Raw genomic sequence first — 16544 nt, 5'->3', positions numbered from 1 at the left:
GCTGATGCGGCTCCACAGCCGGGTGCGGCTGCTGCTGGCGCTATTGCTGCTGGCGGGTTGCTGCCTGCCGCTGCTCAGCTACGCCCCCAACCGCCTGCTGAGCGGCCAGGGCCGGTATCTGCCCAGCCTGCCCGGCGCGCTCGCCGTCCTGCTGCTGTTGCCCGCCCTGCCAATGGCGCTGGCCCCCTGGCTGCGCCCCTCCCCCCGCGCGCAACTGCTGCTGGCCTTGTGCGCCGGCCTGCTGGGCAACAGCCTGCTGTGGATCGCGGGTCAGGAAGCGCTGCGGCTCTCCGGCGGCGAGGACTCGCTGGCCCGCACCACGTTCGGCGCCGGCTTCTGGCTACTGCAATTGTGCGCCGGCCTGCAACTGGCCGAGGCGCTGCGCGGCCTGCTGCGGTCCCTGCCGCAACGCGCGCTGGCCGTCTGCGCGGCCTGCCTGCCGGCTCCGGCCATGCTGGCGAGCGGCGCGCTGGACCAGCTGGCGCTGCTGCGCGAATACCGCAACTACCAGGACAGCTTCGACCTGGCGCTGTTGCGCCACCTGCAGCTGGTGGTTTTTTCGGTGCTGCCGGCCGCGCTGCTGGGCGGCGCGCTGGGCCTGGCCGCCTTCCGCCGCCCGCGTTTCGAAGCCTGGCTGTTTCCGGCCTTGAACGTGCTGCAGACCGTGCCCTCCATCGCTCTGTTCGCGCTGTTGATCGCGCCGCTGGCGCTGCTTGGCCGGCTGTGGCCGCAATCCGGCATCGCAGGCGTCGGCCTGGCCCCGGCGCTGGCGGCGCTGACGCTCTACGCGTTGCTGCCGATGGCGCACGGCACGCTGGCGGCCTTGCGCCAAGTGCCGGCGGCCGCCCGCGACAGCGCGCGCGGCATCGGCATGTCGCCATGGCAGATATTCGCCAGCGTGGAGTGCCCGCTGGCGCTGCCGGTATTTCTCGCCGGCCTGCGCGTCACCGCCGTACAGGCGGTGGGACTGGCGGCGGTGGCGGCGCTGATCGGCGCCGGCGGCTTCGGCGCCATCCTGTTCCAGGGCCTGTCCGCCAGCGCGCCGGACCAGGTTCTGCTGGGCGTGCTGCCCATCGTGCTGCTCGCCATTGGCTGCGACACCGCGTTCAAGATCGTCATTTTTTGGATGGGTCAAGCTGGCCATGATTGAAATCTCAGGCGTAAGCAAGCGCTTCAACGGCTGGAGCGCGGTGTCGGACCTCGACCTGGAGGTCGCCGAAGGCGAACTGGCGGTGCTGGTGGGCACCTCGGGCTCCGGCAAATCCACCACGCTGAAAATGCTCAACCGGCTGATCGAGCCGGACTGCGGCGTGATCCGCATCGCCGGCCGCGATATCCGCAGCCAGCCGCCGGAAATCCTGCGCCGCCATATCGGCTACGCTATCCAGTCGGTGGGCCTGTTTCCGCACTGGACGGTGGAGCAGAACATCGCCGCGGTGCCGCAGCTGCTCAAATGGCCGCAGGCGCGCATCCGCGCGCGGGTGGAAGAGCTGCTGGAGGTGCTGCAGCTGCCGGCGCGGCAGTTCCGCCAGCGCTATCCGCACCAGTTGTCCGGCGGCCAGCAACAGCGCGTAGGCGTGGCGCGGGCGCTGGCGGCCGACCCCGACGTGCTGCTGATGGACGAGCCCTTCGGCGCGCTGGACCCGGTGACGCGCGCCACTCTGCAACAGGAGCTGGCGCGCATCCAGCAGCTGTTCGGCAAGACCGTCATCCTGGTCACCCACGACATCGACGAGGCGCTGCTTTTGGGCCAACGCATCGTGGTGATGGACCAGGGCCGCATCGTGCAGCAAGGCGGCGCGCGCGACATCCTGCTGACGCCGGCCAACGGCTTTGTCCGCGAGTTCTTCAATCCGGCGGAAGTGGGCGTGCGCCTGCTGGGGCTGGTGCGGGTGGAGGAGAGGATGCGGCGCGGCGAACACGCCGACGGTGCCGCCATCCGCGCCGACAGCACCCTGCGAGAGGCCTTGTCCGTCTTCATCACCCGCAAGGTCCCGGCTCTGCCGGTGGAGGATGGACAGGGCGCGAGACTAGGCGCGCTGCGTTTCGACGATTTGCTCGGAGCGCGCGCATGAGCCTGGCCGGCCGGCTGCGCCAGCGCAGCGGATTGCTCCTGGCCAGCCTGGCCCTGGCTGGCTTGCTGCTGGGGCTGCCGCATAGCGCGCCGCTGTTCCACCTCGGCTTTCCCGAACTGGACCGCCCGCTCTACCTGCAGGACAGCTTCGCCGCGCTGGCGCTGGCCCACCTGGAGATTGTCGCCCTGTCCAGCGCGCTGGCGCTGCTGCTGGGCGGAGGGGCCGGGCTTTGCGCCAGCCGCCCATCCGGACGCGAGTTTCTGCCGCTGTTGGAGTCGGTCCTGTCCATCGCCCAGTCGTTCCCGCCGGTGGCGGTGCTGGCGGTGACAGTGCCGCTGCTGGGCTTTGGCGAACTGCCGGCGCTGGCGGCGCTGACGCTGTACAGCCTGCTGCCCATCACCCACGCCACCCTGGCCGGGCTGGCGTCGGTGCCGCGGGAGATGCGCGACGTCGCCGCCGGCATGGGCATGAGCCGGCGGCAGATCCTGCTGCGGGTGGAGCTGCCGCTGGCCGCCCCGGTGATCCTGGCCGGCGTGCGCGGCGCGGTGGTGATCAATATCGGCACCGCCGCGCTGGCGTCCACCGTCGGCGCCAAGACCCTGGGGCTGCCCATCATCGTCGGCCTGTCCGGCTTCAACACCGCCTATGTGATCCAGGGCGCGCTGCCGGTGGCGCTGCTGGCCGTCGTCGCCGACCAGCTGTTCCAATGGCTGGGCGACCGTCTCGCCCCGCAGCATCAGCCGGCGGCGAACAGCGCCTCCGCCTCGGCGAATCCGTAACAGCGCGTCGCCATGGTCGGCCAGGCGCCCTGGACGGCTTCGCACGCCATATCGCGCACCAGCCCCATGCTGGCCAGCATCGGCCCCACGCCCAGGCTGACCCGGCTCGCCCCGGCGGCAAACCAGGCCTCGGCCCCAGCCACACCGGGCAGCGCCATCAGATTGAGCGGCCCGCTCAATGCCGCCGCCAGGCGCGCAGCCAGCGCCGCATCCGTCAGCCCCGGCACAAACACCATGTCCGCGCCGGCAGCCAGATAGGCATTGCCGCGCGCCACGGTCTGAGCCAGGCGGTCCTCCTCATCCCGGCCCAAGCCCAGCAACCAGGTATCGACGCGAGCATTGATCCACAAGGGCAAACCCGCCTGATCCGCCGCCTGCCGTGCGGCGGCGAGGCGCGCCGCTTGAGCCGCGATGTCGAACAAGGGCTGCGTCAGCAAGCCGTGGCCGTTGTCCTCCAGATTCACTCCCACCGCGCCGGCGGCAAGCGCCCCCCGAACGGTGAGCGCAACCTCCTCCGGATTCAGGCCATAGCCGGCCTCGATGTCGGCGCTGAGCGGTAGCTTAACGCACTGCGCGATGGCGGCGATCTCGCGCAGCATCGCCTCGCGGCCGATATGCTGGGCATCGCGATAACCGCGGGCATAAGCGATGCCGCCGCTGGTGGTGCCGATGGCGGGCAGTCCGGCGGCGGCGAACAGCCGGGCGCTGGCGCAATCCCAGGCGTTGGCCAGCAGCAGGCGGCCCTGGCGGTTCAGTTGGCGGAAATGGTGAAACTGCTGGATGGCTGCGGCCATGATGCGCTCCGTTGCGGTGGGAATGGACAAGGCCAACATCTTGCCGCCGCGCGCCGCCGGCCACCGGCGGTTTCCGGACCCGGCCATCGGCGCTGTCAGTGTCCGAAAAGCGCTGGCTGGCGGCAACGTTTCGCCGGATGATGCCAACATGCAACTCGATCCCGACATCTGCTACCGCGCGCTGGCCAGCCGCGATGCCCGCTTCGACGGCCGTTTCTTCATCGGCGTGCGCACCACCGGCATCTACTGCCGGCCCATCTGCCCGGCGCGTACCACCAGACGCGAAAACGTGGACTTCTACCTCACCGCGGCGGCGGCGCAGGAAGCCGGCTTGCGGCCATGCCTGCGCTGCCGGCCGGAAGCCGCGCCCGATTCCGGCGCCTGGCGCGGCGTGTCCAACAGCGGCCACAGCCATACCGTGGCGCGCGCGCTGGCCTGGATCGAACAGGGCATTCTCGACGAGTCCGGCATGGCCGCCCTCTGCGACAAGCTGGGAGTGGGAGACCGGCAGCTGCGTCGGCTGTTTGCCGAACACGTCGGCGCTTCGCCGCTGGCGGTGGCGCAGACGCGGCGGGTGCTGCTGGCCAAGCAATTGATCCATGAAACGCGGATGCCGCTGACCGACATCGCCTTCGCTGCCGGCTTCGGCAGCGTGCGCCGCTTCAACGAGGTGTTCCAGGCGCTGTACCGGCGTCCTCCCGGCGCGCTGCGCCGCGACACCGGCGCCGCTCCCGCGCCTGCTGGAGAAATCACCCTGCTGCTGCGATACCGGCCGCCCTACCACTGGCCAGCGATGCTGCTGCACCTGGCCGCCCATGCCATCCCCGGCGTGGAAACCGTGCAGGAAGACTGCTACGCGCGAACGATTGAGCTGAGTGGCGCCAGCGGCACGCTGGCGGTCCGCCCCGGCTCGGGCCACGCGCTGCGCGTCACCATTCGCTTTCCGCGGCTGGCGGCGCTGCCGGCCATTTTGGCGCGGGTGCGGGCAATGTTCGACCTGGCGGCCGATCCCGCCACGATAGAACAGCATCTGTCGCATGATCCGCAATTGGCGAGGCTGATCGCCGCGCGCCCGGGCCTGCGGCTGCCCGGCTGCTGGAACGCGTCGGAACAGCTTGCGCCCGCCATGCCGGGCCCCCCCGCAGGCTTGGCCGCGCCGCCAGGGGCGCGCCTAGCGCAAATCGACCCGGACTTGTTCCAGACAGGCCACGCCCTTGCCGAGACGCAAACGCGACTAGCCATTGCCCCGCTCTCATCCCCTCCCGCTGCCGGCAGTCGGCAGATGCTGGAGGATTTGGGGCTGGCCGCCGCAGAGCTTGAGCGGCTGGCGGGCCGCGCCGAAGCCTGGCGGCCATGGCGCGCCTACGCCATTCAGCATCTGTGGACGGAAAAACACGCCGCCCAGTCGGCAAGCGGGTGAAACACGCCCGCCGCGCTACGACACATGCTGCTTCAGGACGCTGCGCAGCCGATTGAAGTCGAATGGCTTTTCCAGCCTCTCGGCAAAGCAGGCGGAGCGGGGATCGGCGTACTCCTCCGGATAGGCGGTCATCGCGATGATGCTGGCGTGCTTGTTGTTGCGGCTTTTCTTGACGAACTCCAGCACGTTATAGCCGCTGCCCTCTCCCAGCTGCATATCCAGCAGAATCGCGTCGAAAGACTGCTGCTGCAGGCGCTGGCAGGCCTCCGTCACCGAACCCGCCATCACGACGGCATAGCCGTCTATGCTCAAACAATCGGCGAAGGGCTCGCGGATGTTTTCATCATCGTCCACCAGCAGCACCGAGCGCTCATTGCCGCCCTCCTGCTGCTGGATATGCACCGGCAGCCTGACGATGAACTCGGTGCCGCAGCCTTCCTCGCTTTTCAATTCGATCTCGCCGCCCAACAGGCAAACCAGCTCCTTTACGATCGCCAGGCCCAAGCCGCTGCTGCCGGGCTTGCGCTGCTTCCCCTGGAAGAACGGCTGGAAGATGCGCGACTGGTAATCAGCGGGAATCCCGATTCCGGTATCGCCCACCTTGATTTCCAGGCTATTGAATCCCCTGATGCCATTCACCCGGGCGCTGACCGAAACGTGTCCATGGTCGGTATAGCGGATGGCGTTGGCCAGCAGATTGCCGACAATCTGGCGCAGCCGGTTGCCGTCCATTTTGGCCGTCTCCGGCAGGCCGGCCATGGAAAGCTCCAGCTTCAGCCCCTTGCCGTCCAGCTGCACCCGATAGGCGTCCACCACCTCGTTCAGGATCATCGCGATGTCGATATCCTCCGGGTGCAGCCGGAATTTCATATTATTGATGGCGGAAAGATCCATGATGTCGCGCACTTGCGTCAGCAAGTGGGTCATGCTGGCCTTCAAGCGCATCAGATTGGCATGGATCCGGTTGCCCGGCGCCACCTCCAGCTCGATCAGCTCCAGGCAGGCCTGCATGGTCTGCAGCGGCGAGCGGATTTCATGGCTGATGGTGGCCAGGAAAGTGGTCCGGTCCAGTTCCGCCGAGACGGTCGCCTTATGCGCGGCCCTTTCCTTCTCCAGCAAGGCCTGGCGCGAGGCCACATCGCGGCGGGCGCTGCGATAGCGGGACAGCAGCACCCAGATGATGATGCCGATGCCGCCCCACAAGGCGAACCACAAGGAAAACACCAGCCGCTTGCGCTCCAGATCCTTGTTGCGCGCATCGCGGAACGAAACCTCCGATACCCTGGACTGGACCGCGAACTCGGCCAGGCGCGGGCGGATGTCGTCAATCTGGTTGATGTGCGTCTGGGCGGTCTGCCGGCTCAAATGGCCAAGGTTTTCATCGCGGAAGAACGTCTTCAGCACCGCCGAGGTTTCCTGGAAACCTTCGACGGAATTGAGCATGCCATGCAAGGGAGAGGGCGTGACATAGTCCATGAAGCGGCTTTTTGCGATTTCCAGCCAGACATCGGCCTGCTCCGGACGGACCTCGCCGGCCTTCAGCCGCACCAGCTCCGCGCGCGACCGCTCCAGAGCGATCTGCAGCTGCGCGACCGACCAGTACAGATCCTCGCTGCGCCCCTCGAACTTTTTGACCGCGGCATAACGGTCAATCGCGATATAGGCGCTGATGGAAACCAATAAAAACACCAGCCAGAATACCGGAGACAGCCTTCCGGACAACCAGGCCGGCTTCTTGATCACGCTGCTTTCGCCATCTGCCATTTTTCTCGCGCCAGGATAAGCATCAATACACCACGATGCGGTTGACCTGCCAGATCAGTTTCGCGTCCAGCAATGGTCCTCTTTCCGCCGCCGGCATGTCCGGCAGCGGATACATCAGCCAAAGAGGCCCGCGGTCCTTGATTTCCAGCCGCTTGTTGTTGATCGACCGGGCCAGAATCACATTGTATTTTTCCAACTCGTCGCGGTTCAGCGTATAGGCGTAATCATTCAAGGCGAACAGCTTCACCCGCGAACCGCTCGCGCCGACCGTTTTCAAGACATCGTCGATCAACGGGCCGGAAAAGGTGGACTCAGGCGTCCAGCTGGTCTTGGTGACGATCGAGTGCTGCTTGAGGGCACGCAGATCGCTTTCCCTGAACTCGTATATTCTACTTTTCTTATTTGTCAGTTTCGCAATGCTGCCGGATACCGTCAGTATCACCGGGTCAGGCTCTGCGCAAACCATTCCACTGAGCAGCAGAACGCCGAAAAACACACCGAACCATCTGTGCGACATGGAATCCTTTCAATACGCAGCCATCGCAATGCGCATGGTTTGTTGGCACACCGACCAGCCGGACGCAATATCAGCGGGCTGTGCGCCAATAAAAACTGGATAAAACCAAACCGGCCAGGACAAACGATTATTGCGCCGACAGCCCGTATCTTATTCCAGAATCCGGCAAAATTGGCTTTAAACCGAGCCATTTTCCACGCCGTGCCATAAATGCCGAAACGCGGCTCGCGGCCCCGCCCGCGCCATCAAGCGCCGCAAACGCGGCCGGAAAAGAAAAAGCCCCGATCGACGGGGCTTTTATCATTCATGGCCATCCGCAACAGCCCGATGCAGAATGTTTTTAACAAACACAAAGCATTGAAAATAAAGACATTATCAGATTGTTTATTGCAAAAGTGTACCTAAGCGTGTACCTAAAATGCAGCGCACCTGCCAAGGAACCACTGATCTAATCAGCGATTTGATCTCAAGCCATCTCCAGCCCTGATTTGGGAGACGACTACGCATATTTGCGGCTCGCATTTCCCTGTCTAACCCGCCAGCCACTCTCGGCAAGCGGACTTGCCCCTCAGGCGACCTGGAGCCGCCCGCGCAGCATGTACAGATTAGCCAGCCCCACCAGCATGTTCACCTGCGCCGCATTCTTCGCCAGACCACGGTATCGCACCTTGGTGTAGCCAAACTGTCGCTTGATCACTCGGAACACATGTTCCACCCGCGCCCGAATGCTGGATTGCTTGCGGTTCTTCTTGCGCTGACTAGAGGACAGTTTGCAGGCATGTGAGCTTTTGTCCTGCACGCACCAGCGCAGGCCCATCGCGCGGGCACCACAACAGGTGGCGAAAGTTGAGGATGGTGGTTTCATCCGGCAGCGCGTCGGTAACGCAGGCAAAGCCGGCAAAACGACGCACGCTGTCGATTTCGTACAGCGCGTCCTCCATCTGGCGGTCGGAGAAGTTGAACCACTGCGGCAGGCAGTAGATGCGGAACATGCTGGCCAACGGCATGGGCTGGCGGCCACGCCGCCCGGCCTTGGGGTAGTGCGGTTCGATGCAGGCGAGCAAGTCGGCCCACGGTACGACAGTTTCCATTTCCGCCAGGAAGAGTTCGCGTCGGGTCTGACGCTTCTTGTTGCGGTACTCCAGTTCGGCAAAAGAGGTTTGCTGATGCATGGTGGCGCCCTGGCGATGGTGGTTGCGGCATTCTCGCATGATGGGGGATTTGATCAGCGGTTCCCCAATAATCGACATTTTTCCGTAGTCACCGCGTCGTCACATCAATCGGCGGCGACCCCATCGTCACGGTGATGATGTACCGCCGGCAGTCCAAGAAGCGCAACTTAAAAAACTGCCAAGGAATAATTTTTGGACCAAGCTCAACTTGATTAGACTCAAGACGGCATGAAGGTCGGTAGCCTTTGACGGGATCGAATTGTTTGTTTAACTTGTTGAATTTATTTTGTCCTACTTTTTGCACTTATTCCGGCCCCCGACAGGGATTGAATTGGATTGATATGTTTTTGTTTTAAATGTATTTTTAAATTTTTATTTCACTAGATGCCCCCGATTGTGCCCCTAGAAAACAATTCTATCTATGAGTATCCGGAGGCTTGAAATTCGAAGTAGTCGGAAATGTCGCAGAGAACGGACACTGAAACGTCGGCCGCAGGCATACAAGTGGGTGAAACGAATGTTTCCTTGCCACTCTAGCGCAAGAAAAAATCTGGAGGCGTGTCATCAGGCTTAAGGCCCAGAGCATCCATAACTGACCCAATTGCATCAATGTACGCGCCCGGTTTAAATGGACTGATTGAACATTCCTCTGAACTAAGTGAGTTCATTAAGCCAGTAATGAAGGAGGCATATTCAGTGAATGGCGGCATATTTGGCACGTACCGTATCCCATACCATTTCCCATTCGCATACCACCAATAACCCTTACCCAAAACGCAAAGGGCGGTACATGGAGGGAGGTTGTCATTGGTATGTTTGAGATATCTCTCCAGCTCGTCACCAACAATATCAGAAGAAAAAGCAAGGAGTACACAGGTGGGCATGGGCCCACCGATTACCACCCCATTTGAGTCAGTTTTCGGAAAAGACTTCAATTTGTAGAGAGCTTGGAATTTCGCGTTCGCATCTTTGATCTCGGTTGCTGACAGTGTCGATTTTACCTCAAACACATATCTTACACACTCAACAGGAAAAAGACCAAGTTGGCTGTTGAGCAAAACTGGAGGCACAGTCTTTTTATGAAAAACGACAATATCCGTCTGATCCGACTTATTTCCGAGAGAGTCTATGACCTTCCCTGTACCACATCGATAGCTTTGAGTTAGGAATGGCTCTACACATCTCTGCGCTGCCAGTTCACGTATCTCCCCTGCCAACCCGTGATGGTTTATATGGGCGGTGAGTTTGTCGGCCTCTGTCTTTGCTGCAGCGATTAGGCTGGTGGCAAAATCAAAATGTGGTGTGGTCATTGTGTAGTATGAATTTATTTCTGGCATTTAAGCATAGCAGTTTCAGACAATGTAAGATATCAACAGCCTCTCCGGCCGCCTTGGTTTGAGCTTTTTGTCACTCAGTTTGCCAACATGCCCTGATTGTTCTCAATTCCACACTGTACTGTCGAATGTCCCGAATTGGCCGACAGCAGATAATCTTAAGCCTTGATCTTGGCTCTGCCAGATTTCCTATCGGAATTCTCAATTAAATTATTGATTTTATAAAATTAAATTGTTAATCGTACTTTTTATGCCAACATAAATGCCAACAATACTCAATGTTTGGTAACTTTCGGTCAGATACCGAAGATGAGTGCTTAGGATAAGGCAGTGCGGCTGAAATTTTTAGGTCAAAGCAGCTTATCGCATCATTAACTCTGAATCTCTGTTCAAAGCCATTACCGACTATCGCTGGTTGTGGTAAGCGAACCGAGAGTCCTTGAGAGTGTTGATCTGCTGCGCGTGAATCGCTAAAGTGCCGCGCCGTCTGCCTCGATTTGTCGCGACTTGATCTTGTATTGAAGCTCAAGAAAAAGCTTCTTGTACCTGAGTGCTTCTCGCATGTTCTTCGATATGAAGTCGTCATCGGGGTCCATCAATTTAATCGCTTGGTCAACAGCGTACACACCCAGCCTCAGTAACTCTGGCGTCTCTTTGTTGTAGGGAAACTTCTTCACGGCGTGATACCTAGCGATACCCATACGCAGCAGGCACAGAGCAGGCTGCTTACCCTTCTTGCGTGCGGCTTCGATCTCGTTGTCACCTTTGGCAAGCTCACCGATCCTGTACCAGCATAGTGCTAGTGTGAGTGACGCATCTGCATTGTAGGGATCAAGCTTAACGGCCTGTTCTGCAAGCCTCCAGGCATCCTCCGGCCTCTGGCACCGATTCAGCAGAAACCAAGCGAACCGATCGTGAAGCGCCGCGTTCATCGGCTCTTCCTCAAGTGCCAACTTGAAATTATCTTCGGCTGCTCTTAGGTCGCCTTGCGCAGTCGCAATCTTCGCGGCCTTGGCAAATTGGCTACGGAAGGCTTCTGCGACCCTGTCCTGCAGATAGCTCTGCTCGACACGATGGCGCTTCGTAGCCTGCGCATCCACCTTGAGGGCAAAATCCATGATCCGGCGGCGATCACCTGCGCTGCGTTTTTGCAATTGCTGTTGGAAGAACCTACCTGCTAGCTCGACAATTTGCAGGTCGTAGCGATCCCGGTAGTCGGTGACGGTTGCAAAGTAGGTCTCATCAAGTGCCTTCTGGAACTCGACGTGCTGAATACCAACTAGTACGCAGGCATCGGCGACGCAAAAGCTATTGAGGGGGATTGCCGCGGAGACTAAGACCAAGAAAACGTCTTGCTGGAGTTCATTGATGCGTAGCCAAGCGTCGTCGTATAGAAACGCCAACAGTTGATCGTTAGTCTTCCTAAATACTTGGTCAATTGCTTGATCGATACCGACCGGTGACCTAGCAAGATACTTTACGAGCGTATCGATAAGCAGAGGCTTGTTGGCAAGCTGATTTGCCGCACGACGTAACTTTGCCTCTCTGGCTTGTTTGATAGCGGTTGCGTTGTACTCATTAGCCAGCCTTCGCATGAGCGAAGTACATTCCTCGTCTGACAGAGCGCTGATCTGGAGAGGCTCGAAAGCAACAAACTCCCTTCGCCTCGAAGTGATAAGGACGCGGCCAAGGCGTCTGCCAATTTGCTTTAGAAAAGCACTGAAGTTCTCCACCTCAGCCGGGGACGTTGCTAGGGTTTCCGTGTTGTCTAGCACCAGAAGGATGTCATTGCGCTTGAAACCCTGCTGGGTGAACTCGGAGGCGACACGGTCAACCAGCGCTGTGCTGGTGAGCTTGTAATAGTCCTTGCCTAGTACAGGGTAGAGGCAAAACAGCAATTCCCGGACGCAGTCCTCCATTGCGTCGGAAATGCCCTGCAAGTGAGTCACGCCCTGGTCGCTCCAGCGTGTCATCTTCGCTGAGTAGTAGCTGATGATACTGGGTGGTTTGGCTGTCAGGACTTCATCGCCATCGAGGATACGATTTAGAAACTCGAGGGCCAACGTTGTTTTTCCGATGCCCCCATCTCCAAAGATTAGGCAAAACTTCGACTCCTCTGGCTCATTCATCCATCCTGCTAGTGCCCCCAGTTCTTTAGATCGCCCCTCAAAAGTACTGGTCTGCCGCACTGGTACGTTAGTGAACACCGAGTGCTTGCTGCCGTTGAATTCCAGCTCGACCACGTCAAACTTGCTGGGAAAGTTCGACTCCAGTTCTTCGAAGACAGAACCTTCAGGTAAATCTATTGTGAACGAGTGCGACTTGTCCCAGGCCAGCGTCTGGCCTTCGAGCTTCCAGATTCCTTTTCGGGTTTCAACACCCGAAATTACTACGGGCATTCCAATATGAAGCAGAGGTGTCTTCAATGTTTGTTCAGATGAGCCAATACTGACTTTGAGGATGTTGGAGTTTTCGATGCGAGGCAAGGTATCGCCAAAGCAAGCTAGGCTGCGGTGTAACAGCACTGAGAGCTTTGGCGCCCATTCGTCGATGTCGGACTTGCTCAGGACGCCGTGGGCCGGCTTATTGTTTCTGAAGGTCACCCATGCCGAAGCCTCGGTCGCAAGGGTGTTGCCATAATCTGGGTCGCGTTCAAACCAACCCGAGTGGTATGTTCTGGAGACATAACTTCGAATTACCGGCGTTGCAACCTCAAGTATCTCGACAGGCAGACCATCAGTAGGCTGATTGAAGCGTTTGGCAAAGTTACCTAATGCAGCGTTGTCCACTGCGTCAGGTGTCTGTTCACAGATAATCTCCAGTGCTGTCACTGCGGCCACCTGAAATAGCGAGCGAAGGACCGAGCAGAGATAAGTAAATTTCTCTGAACTGGATACCAACTGTTCGGCAATTGCCTGTTGAGATTCGAATAGGTTGCGCATTATTCTGGAGTGTGATTTATTAAGGTTGAGCCAGTTGAACCAGCTATGAAAAAAACTCGTACAGGTTGATTTAAATGTCCAAGATTAGAAGGCGAATTATGAATTTTATGAATGATGCATTCAGATGGTGGCAGGAAGTAGTTTTATTCGCGGTATCGGTACGTAACGGCAGACAGTGCAGAGTCGGATGCGTACCGTATCTTTCCTCTGGGGGGCCGTTCTTAGTGTAGAAATACCAATCCCAAGCATCGGTTTTATAGCTTTCCCTAGTAAGGTATACATACCCAAAATCCCCCTCAAACGGTGGATACCCCCCTCAAACCCTTGCCAGGCAAGGCTTTCCGCCCCACGGTTTCGTCCACCCCCTTTTTGCCAATTCCGTGGGTGTTCCAGAAACCTGTATAAAATCAACGCATTGAAGGAAGAAGCCAATCCACCATTTCCACCGCTTGCCGTGGTGAAACCGTGGATGCGTTTTTCCGCTCCGTGGCCATTCCGTGGATGAGCCTATCTTCCCTTTTTCACTGCTTTCTTTCTCTATCTCTTTGTTTTTTATAAAAGAAGAAGAGAAGAAGAGGGCCGAACGGCCAAAAGGCCAATGTGGAAGAATCGGGGCAAACCGTGGAAATCTAGAGGCAAACCGTGGATTTCGACAGCTAAACCGTGGGCCATGTCTTCTCAACAATCAATCACTTAGCGTCAAGAGGACACTCCATCCACGGGTTTTCCCTTTGTGCTCCCCACCCTGATGGCCCGGAAACCGGCGCTTTTCGTTCGATTTTTCCATAATAGACTTGCCCTTGTCATAATCAAGGTCAGGAACGCCCAAGTTTTTGGTGACGTGCCGACAGCACAAGCAACAGCCCGCGCGGGGCGGGCTGTCGTTGGGGTGGGAAGGAGCGAGGGTTTAGCGCTGGACGTCCGGCGCGGCGTACAGGCCCAGCTTTTCCAGCTGCGCCAGGCTGATGGCGGTCAGATGGCCCTGGCGGCGGCCGTGGATGGTCTTTTCGACGCCGTCGGCCAGCACCACCGGGCTTTGCAGCAGCTGGTTCTTGAAGATGCGGCCGGTCTTCACCGGCAGCGCGTCGAACTTGGCGCGCAGATGCGGCGCGGTCGATAGATGGTCCATCACATGGTTCGGCCGGATGAACAGCGCCATTTCGGTGTGGCCATCGGCATGCTTCACCCGGTCCCAGCAGTGCGGGTAGTCATAGCGCCTGGCCTCCAGCTCGGACAGCAGGATTTCCATGATCCACACCCAGGGCAAGCGGCTGCCGTCGGTGTCGACGATGTGGCTGTTCATCTCGGCCAGCAGGTCTTCGATGAAGCCGCCTTGCTGTGGGTCGAGGTCGGCGAACTCGCACAGCAAGGCCCAGCTGCACAGCAGGGCGGCGTAGTTCTCCATCATCCGCCGCGCGGTGGCGTCGCCGGCCGGGGCGCGGCTGTGCCGCTCGCACACGCCCAGGTAATGGCGATGCAGATCGCGCAGCCGGGCCGGCTCGATGTCGGCCAGGAATTGCAGCCACGGCCACAGCGGGAAGACCGGCAGATCATGCGGAATGATCGCCCCTTGCCGCTCTTTCGACAGGCTGCTGCGGCACAGCTTGGACTGCAGGCTTTGCGCGTCCACCTCTTCGCCGGCCAGCAGCACCGGCGCGCACATCAGATAAGGCGTCAGGCTGGCGCCGACGCGGGTGAACTCAAAGCGATAGGTCGATTGCAGCAGCGCGTCGATGTCCGACAGCACCGTCTTGGGCAGCTTGGAGAATTCATCCCAGCCCACCGGCTGCGAGGTGAACGATACCGACGCCCGCCGGCGGTGGTCGGTTTTCAGCATCTGGCCGGACAGCACCTGAAACGCCAAGGTCGTCTGCAGGCTCTCCAGCAGCTTGGACTTGCCCGATCCCTTCTCGGCCTGCATCTGGAAGTGCGGATAGTAGCCGAGCAGGTTCTTTAGATGCGTGCCCAAGCCCCAGACCAGCACGATGGCGGCCGCATTGTCGCGGAAGGTGTCCTGATACGCCTGAATCACCGTGCGCGCCTGCTGCTGCGTGCCGCGCGGAAACGTCAGGTTGTAATAGAGGCATTGCTTCTGCGGCTCCACGAAATAGCAATCCTGCCCCTCCTGCGCCGCCAGCGCGCCGGCCTTCCACGACAGGCCGACAAAGTTGACCACATCGCGCGCGCCCAGGTCGGCCGCCCGCTCCATCAGATTGACCAGGCGTTGGAACTGCGCCGGCTTCCAGATCGCGCCAAAGCGGCCTTTCCACCACTCCAGGTTGTACAGCTTGTCGTCGGTGGCCACTTCTCGATGCAGCACCGTGCCATGGCGCGCCAGCTGGGCGCTGATGCCGAACACCGTTTCCGGCTGATGGTCGGCCGCGCCGCTGATGGTGGCCAGATGGCTCTGAATGCGCAGCCGCGACAGGCTGGCCACGCGGAAGGAACACAGATCGCCCAAGGTTTCCGAGCGCTTGCCGTCGTCGTCGGTTTTGAACTCGTCGACGTACTGGGTGAAGTCCTCCTTCACCCGGAAGCGCCAGTACACCGCGAAGTCATGGCCCGGCAGCTGTACCCGCCGCGTGCCCTCCAGCCGTTCGCCGCCGCCCGGCATGCCGGGCACCAGCCACGGCTCCAGCTTGCGCAAACGCGCGGTCAGTTCGTCCTTGCCATGGCGTTGCAGCACATCGTTGATGTCCTCGCCTTCGTCCCAATCCTGCATGTCGACCAGCAAATGGCCGATGTCGGCGGCAATCAGCTTCTCCGACAGCTTCCAGGCGGCGGCCAGGCCCGGCCGCAAACCGGTGGCCGGGTTGACCGGATCGCTGTGGTCCAGCGCCACCAGCACCCGCTTGCCGCGCAAAGCGGTCCAGTCGATGCTGTCCACATTGCCGGCACCGCGCAGCGCCAGCGCCGCCACATCGGATGACGCGCAGCACTCCACCGACAAGGCATTGATCGGACTTTCCACGATCACCACCATCCGCGCCCGCTTCAGCCGCGCCGGATCGCTGCACCAGCCATGGCCCTCGCGCGCGCCCTGGCATTGGGTCTTGACCCCGCCATTCAAGGCCGGATCGACATAGCGCAGATCCACCGCCACCAGCCGGCCGCCGCTGCGCACCAGGAAGGCGACGGCCGCGCCGCCGTGGCCGACTTCGCCGGCGGCCACCTTGGCGCTGTGCCAATCGTTCCAGCCCAGCGTCTTGCACTGGATGGCGCGGCGGATCACCGCCTCGTCGATGCCCCGGCCGGTCAGGTAAGCCAGGGCCGCATCGGCTTGCGCCAGGCAGCGCTCGGCGATGTAATCGAGGGTGGATTTGCGCGCCGGCTCAGCCCTGTCTTTCATCGCCGGTTTCGGTTGCGGCATGCCGTACCAGTCGCCCAGCAGCTGGGCCGCCACCAGCGGGCTGGCCAGCTCCGGCCGGCAGAACTGCACCAGGTCGATGCAGCTGCCGCCGGCGTCGCCGCTCCAGTCCTTCCAGCCGCGGCCGTCGGCGAAGATCGACAGCGAGGCGCTGCTGTCCGGGTGATGCGGGCTGTGATAGTTGCCCTTGCCGCCCTGGCGTTTCAGGCCCAGCCGCTCGGCCAGGTCGTGCAAGTCGATGGCGGTCTTGAGCTGGACGAACCACTGGCCCAGCTCGCTGTTTGGAAGGCGGGCATTCATCGCAGACCTTTCGACGACAGGGAAACGATAGACAAGCCGGTAGCGGCTCGCCCGCGAAGGGAGAGAATCAAAAGCGTGTG

The 16544-nt window shown here is 60.6% G+C and carries 10 protein-coding genes and 1 pseudogene; 4 read left to right on the top strand and 7 right to left on the bottom strand.

From position 1 onward, the window contains the following. Window positions 1-4 precede the first annotated feature (4 nt). The 3 genes from BI347_RS08085 to BI347_RS08075 are packed head-to-tail and all read left to right on the top strand — an operon-like array spanning window position 5 to window position 2854. Window positions 5-1150 (top strand): ABC transporter permease, encoded by a 1146-nt coding sequence (locus BI347_RS08085; RefSeq protein ID WP_071111880.1) that lies wholly within the window; start codon window positions 5-7, stop codon window positions 1148-1150. Continuing rightward, window positions 1143-2075 (top strand): ABC transporter ATP-binding protein, encoded by a 933-nt coding sequence (locus tag BI347_RS08080; protein WP_071111879.1) that lies wholly within the window; start codon window positions 1143-1145, stop codon window positions 2073-2075. Before BI347_RS08085 ends, BI347_RS08080 begins: the two co-directional genes overlap by 8 nt. Further along, window positions 2072-2854, top strand: a complete 783-nt coding sequence (locus tag BI347_RS08075; protein WP_083338761.1) for an ABC transporter permease — start codon at window positions 2072-2074, stop codon at window positions 2852-2854. The genes BI347_RS08080 and BI347_RS08075 overlap by 4 nt, the downstream gene beginning before the upstream one ends. Here BI347_RS08075 and BI347_RS08070 read toward each other — a convergent pair. Continuing rightward, window positions 2812-3648 (bottom strand): isocitrate lyase/PEP mutase family protein, encoded by an 837-nt coding sequence (locus BI347_RS08070; RefSeq protein WP_083338956.1) that lies wholly within the window; start codon window positions 3646-3648, stop codon window positions 2812-2814. The genes BI347_RS08075 and BI347_RS08070 overlap by 43 nt on opposite strands. Here BI347_RS08070 and BI347_RS08065 point away from each other — a divergent pair. Further along, the gene (locus BI347_RS08065; RefSeq protein ID WP_204378019.1) at window positions 3647-5068 is read left to right on the top strand and encodes a bifunctional transcriptional activator/DNA repair enzyme AdaA; all 1422 of its coding nucleotides are present in this window, start codon (window positions 3647-3649) and stop codon (window positions 5066-5068) included. The genes BI347_RS08070 and BI347_RS08065 overlap by 2 nt on opposite strands. Before the next feature lie 15 nt (window positions 5069-5083). Here the strand turns inward: BI347_RS08065 and BI347_RS08060 are convergent, their stop codons facing one another. The 6 genes and pseudogenes from BI347_RS08060 to BI347_RS08040 all read right to left on the bottom strand — a co-directional run bounded on the left by BI347_RS08060 (window position 5084) and on the right by BI347_RS08040 (window position 16464). Continuing rightward, window positions 5084-6832: an ATP-binding response regulator gene (locus BI347_RS08060; RefSeq protein WP_071115681.1), complete on the bottom strand. Its 1749-nt coding sequence runs from the start codon at window positions 6830-6832 to the stop codon at window positions 5084-5086. 22 nt (window positions 6833-6854) lie between these two features. Beyond that, a complete protein-coding gene (locus tag BI347_RS08055; protein WP_071111875.1) occupies window positions 6855-7349 on the bottom strand; it encodes a putative pterin-binding protein in 495 nt (164 codons plus the stop codon). A gap of 568 nt (window positions 7350-7917) precedes the next feature. Next, window positions 7918-8521: pseudogene (locus BI347_RS08050) on the bottom strand (transposase). Window positions 8522-9054: 533 nt separating this feature from the next. Further along, a complete protein-coding gene (locus BI347_RS23505; RefSeq protein ID WP_139167195.1) occupies window positions 9055-9831 on the bottom strand; it encodes a DUF6602 domain-containing protein in 777 nt (258 codons plus the stop codon). A gap of 494 nt (window positions 9832-10325) precedes the next feature. Continuing rightward, window positions 10326-12797 (bottom strand): hypothetical protein, encoded by a 2472-nt coding sequence (locus BI347_RS08045; RefSeq protein ID WP_071115680.1) that lies wholly within the window; start codon window positions 12795-12797, stop codon window positions 10326-10328. A gap of 907 nt (window positions 12798-13704) precedes the next feature. Beyond that, a complete protein-coding gene (locus BI347_RS08040) occupies window positions 13705-16464 on the bottom strand; it encodes a toprim domain-containing protein (RefSeq protein WP_071115679.1) in 2760 nt (919 codons plus the stop codon). Window positions 16465-16544: the final 80 nt, after the last annotated feature.

The organism is Chromobacterium sphagni (assembly GCF_001855575.1).
GTDB lineage: Bacteria > Pseudomonadota > Gammaproteobacteria > Burkholderiales > Chromobacteriaceae > Chromobacterium > Chromobacterium sphagni.
Note: the sequence above shows the minus strand (reverse complement) of the source record. Positions and strands in the feature narration are given on the sequence as shown.

Bases quoted from the DNA above. Each gene is read 5' to 3' on its own strand.
- BI347_RS08085 (WP_071111880.1), top strand. From the start codon at position 5: ATGCGGCTCCACAGCCGGGTGCGGCTGCTGCTGGCGCTATTGCTGCTG.
- BI347_RS08080 (WP_071111879.1), top strand. From the start codon at position 1,143: ATGATTGAAATCTCAGGCGTAAGCAAGCGCTTCAACGGCTGGAGCGCG.
- BI347_RS08075 (WP_083338761.1), top strand. From the start codon at position 2,072: ATGAGCCTGGCCGGCCGGCTGCGCCAGCGCAGCGGATTGCTCCTGGCC.
- BI347_RS08065 (WP_204378019.1), top strand. From the start codon at position 3,647: ATGATGCGCTCCGTTGCGGTGGGAATGGACAAGGCCAACATCTTGCCG.
- BI347_RS08070 (WP_083338956.1), bottom strand. From the start codon at position 3,648: ATGGCCGCAGCCATCCAGCAGTTTCACCATTTCCGCCAACTGAACCGC.
- BI347_RS08060 (WP_071115681.1), bottom strand. From the start codon at position 6,832: ATGGCAGATGGCGAAAGCAGCGTGATCAAGAAGCCGGCCTGGTTGTCC.
- BI347_RS08055 (WP_071111875.1), bottom strand. From the start codon at position 7,349: ATGTCGCACAGATGGTTCGGTGTGTTTTTCGGCGTTCTGCTGCTCAGT.
- BI347_RS23505 (WP_139167195.1), bottom strand. From the start codon at position 9,831: ATGACCACACCACATTTTGATTTTGCCACCAGCCTAATCGCTGCAGCA.
- BI347_RS08045 (WP_071115680.1), bottom strand. From the start codon at position 12,797: ATGCGCAACCTATTCGAATCTCAACAGGCAATTGCCGAACAGTTGGTA.
- BI347_RS08040 (WP_071115679.1), bottom strand. From the start codon at position 16,464: ATGAATGCCCGCCTTCCAAACAGCGAGCTGGGCCAGTGGTTCGTCCAG.